Source organism: Streptomyces sp. NPDC006430 (assembly GCF_040612395.1).
Taxonomy (GTDB): Bacteria; Actinomycetota; Actinomycetes; order Streptomycetales; family Streptomycetaceae; genus Streptomyces.
Genome location: NZ_JBEXQA010000089.1, coordinates 1 through 3,206 on the forward strand (window position 1 = coordinate 1; position 3,206 = coordinate 3,206).

1 protein-coding gene is annotated in these 3,206 nt (G+C 68.7%); it reads right to left on the reverse strand.

The genetic code is table 11. The features are described 5' to 3' along the window. Positions 1–3,206: amino acid adenylation domain-containing protein (locus ABZZ20_RS36610; protein WP_356877341.1), on the reverse strand; the 3,206-nt coding region annotated here is incomplete at both ends.

Below are 3,206 nucleotides of genomic sequence, written 5' to 3' on the forward strand. Positions count from 1 at the left end.
AACAGCTCCGTCACAGTAGCCCGCGGCACCTCAACCGCAGTGTCATTCCACCCCACCAACAACCGCTGCCACTCACCCTCGTCAAGGACCTCGACGGAGCCAATACGGGTGGTCGGGTCGGCGGCCAGGGTCTCCAGCACCTTTCCGAAGCGCTGCGCGAGCCCCTGGACGGTGTCCGCCGCGAACAGGTCCGCCGCAGCGACCAGGACGCCGCGCAGCCCTGCGGGACCTCCTTCGGCGTCGAAGACCTCGCCGACGCTCACGTCCAGGTCGAACTTGGCCACCGGCGCACCCGCCGGTCCGGCTTCCGCCGTCAGGCCGGGCAGGTCCAGGCCGGCGTCGGCACCGTTCTGCACCGTCAGGGTCACCTGGAACAGCGGGTGCCGGGCCAGCGAGCGGGACGGGGCGAGCTCCTCCACCAGGCGTTCGAACGGCACATCCTGGTGCCCGTACGCAGCGAGAGCCGTCTCCCGCACCCGCGAGAAGAGTTCAGTGAACGTCGGGTTCCCAGAAAGGTCCGTACGCAGCACCAGCGTGTTGACGAAGAACCCGATCAGGTCGTTGACGGCCTCATCGGTACGTCCTGCGTGTGGGGCACCGATCGGGATGTCGGTGCCCGCGCCAACGCGGGAAAGCAGCACCGCCAGGGCGGACTGGAGCACCATGGCCACCGTCACGCCGTCGGCCCGCGCCACCTCCACGAGGCGGGCGTGCACCTCCGCCGGGATCTCCAGCGGGACACCGTGGCCGCGGTAGCCGAGGACTGCGGGGCGGGGGTGATCATAGGGCAGCGTCAGCTCTTCGGGGACGCCGGCAAGCGTCTCACGCCAGTAGGCGACCTGCTGGGAGAGCACGCTGTCGGGGTCGTTCTCGTCGCCGAGGAGTTCGCGCTGCCACAGCGCGTAGTCCGCGTACTGCACCGGCAGCGGCTCCCACTCCGGAGCCCGACCCGCACAACGCGCCTCGTACGCCACCGACACGTCCCGCGCCAGCGGACCCATCGACCAACCGTCACCGGCGATGTGGTGCACCACCACAACCAGCACATGCTCATCCGGACCCACGGCGAGCAGCTGAGCACGGATCGGCACCTCGACCGCCAGGTCAAACGCATACCCCGCCTCCTCGGCCACCACAGCATCCACGTCCACCGCGGCCACTTCCCGGACCTGCAGTCCCCACCGGAGGACCTCAGGCTCGAGGACGTGCTGGTACGGGTCACCATCAATGGTCGCGAAGATCGTGCGCAGCACCTCGTGACGGCCGATGACGTCCCTCATCGCCGCAGCCAGCGCCCCGGCGTCCAGGTTGCCCTTGAGTCGGAGCACCATCGGGATGTTGTACGTGGAGCTCGGGCCCTCCAACTGGCGGATGAACCACAGACGGCGCTGAGCGAACGACAGCGGAACCCGCTCCGGACGCTCCTGCACCGTCAGCGCCACCCGGGCCCCGTCAGCCCCATCGATCCGAGCCGCGAGACGGGCCACCGTCGACGCCTCGAACAACGTGCGCAGCGACAGCTCGACACCCAGCACCGACCGCACCCGGCTCACCAGGCGAACAGCTAGCAGCGAGTGGCCGCCCAAATCGAAGAAGCTGTCGTCAACGCCGACATTCTCCACACCGAGGACTTCGGCGAACACTCCGCACAAGATCTCCTCGCGCACGGAGGAGGCACCACGACCGGAGCCGGTGACGTACTCCGGTGCCGGCAGCGCCTTGCGGTCAAGCTTCCCGCTCGGCGTCAGCGGCAGCGCCTCAAGCACCACCACCGCCGACGGCACCAAGTACTCGGGCAGCCGCCCAGCGGCAAACTGGCGCAGCCCCTGGGGTGTTTCACCCTCACCATCGCGAAGGTCGCCAGCGGTTACCACGTAAGCAACCAGGCGCTTGTCACCCGGAATGTCCTCGCGTGCGATCACCGCGGCCTGGGCGACCTGCGGGTGTGCCGTCAGCACGGACCGCACTTCACCCGGCTCGATCCGGAAGCCTCGTATCTTGACCTGCTCATCCGCCCGGCCCAGATACTCCAGCTGACCCCCGGTACTCCAGCGCACCAGGTCACCCGTCCGATACATCCGCTCGCCGGCCGTGCCGAACGGGCTGGCCACGAACCGCTCCGCCGTCAGGTCGGGCCGGCCCACATACCCACGCGCCAGACCCGCACCAGCCACATACAGCTCACCAAGCACACCCGGCGCCACCGGAGACAGCCACTGATCGAGCACATATACCCGGGTGTTGGGGATCGGGGAACCGATGTACGGCACGTCACGAGCCGCCAGCGGCTGCGACATCGACACACACACCGTCGCCTCGGTGGGACCGTACGCGTTCACCAGCCGCCGACCGGTACCCCACACCTCCACCAGGTCGGCAGTCAGTGCCTCACCCCCCGACGCCACTGTCGTCAGTGAGGGCACCTCCTGCGGATCCAGCACGCTCAGTACTGCAGGCGGCAACAGCGCATGCGTCACCCCGTGCCGCGCCATCACCTCCACCAGACCAGTTCCCGGCACCAACATCTGTGCCGGTGCCACAACCAACTTGGCCCCCGCACACAGCGCCCCCCACATCTCCCACGTGGCCGCGTCAAAGCCCGCGGACGCGAACTGCAGCACCCGGCTCGCACCATCCACCGCGAACCGCTCTGCCAGCGCCGCCACCAGCGAGCCCACGCCCGCATGCGGTACCACCACACCCTTGGGCCGACCCGTCGACCCCGACGTGTAGATCACCCAAGCCGGATGCGCCGCCAACAGCGCTCCACCTCGGTCTGCCTCCGACAACGGTGAAGCATCAATACCCGTCAATGCCCGCACGGTTCCAGCCTCGTCCAGCATCACCTGGGCCAGACTCTGCGGCAGCACACTGCTCAGGCCAAGAGAGGTCACCGCACACACCGCACCTGCATCCGCAAGCATGAACTTCGCCCGCTCGGCGGGATAGGCCGGGTCGATGGGCAGATACGCAGCCCCCGCCTTCGACACCGCCAACAGCGCCACCACGAGGTCGATGCCGCGTTCCAGGCACACGCCCACCACAGATTCAGGGCGCACGCCCCGACCCACCAACAGCCGCGCCAGACGGTTCGCACGCCCATCCAGCTCCGCATACGACACCTCGACGCCGTCGTCGACAATCGCGACCGCGTCCGGCGTCCGCCCCACCTGCGCCTCGAACAGCTCCGGAATCGTCCCCGCCGG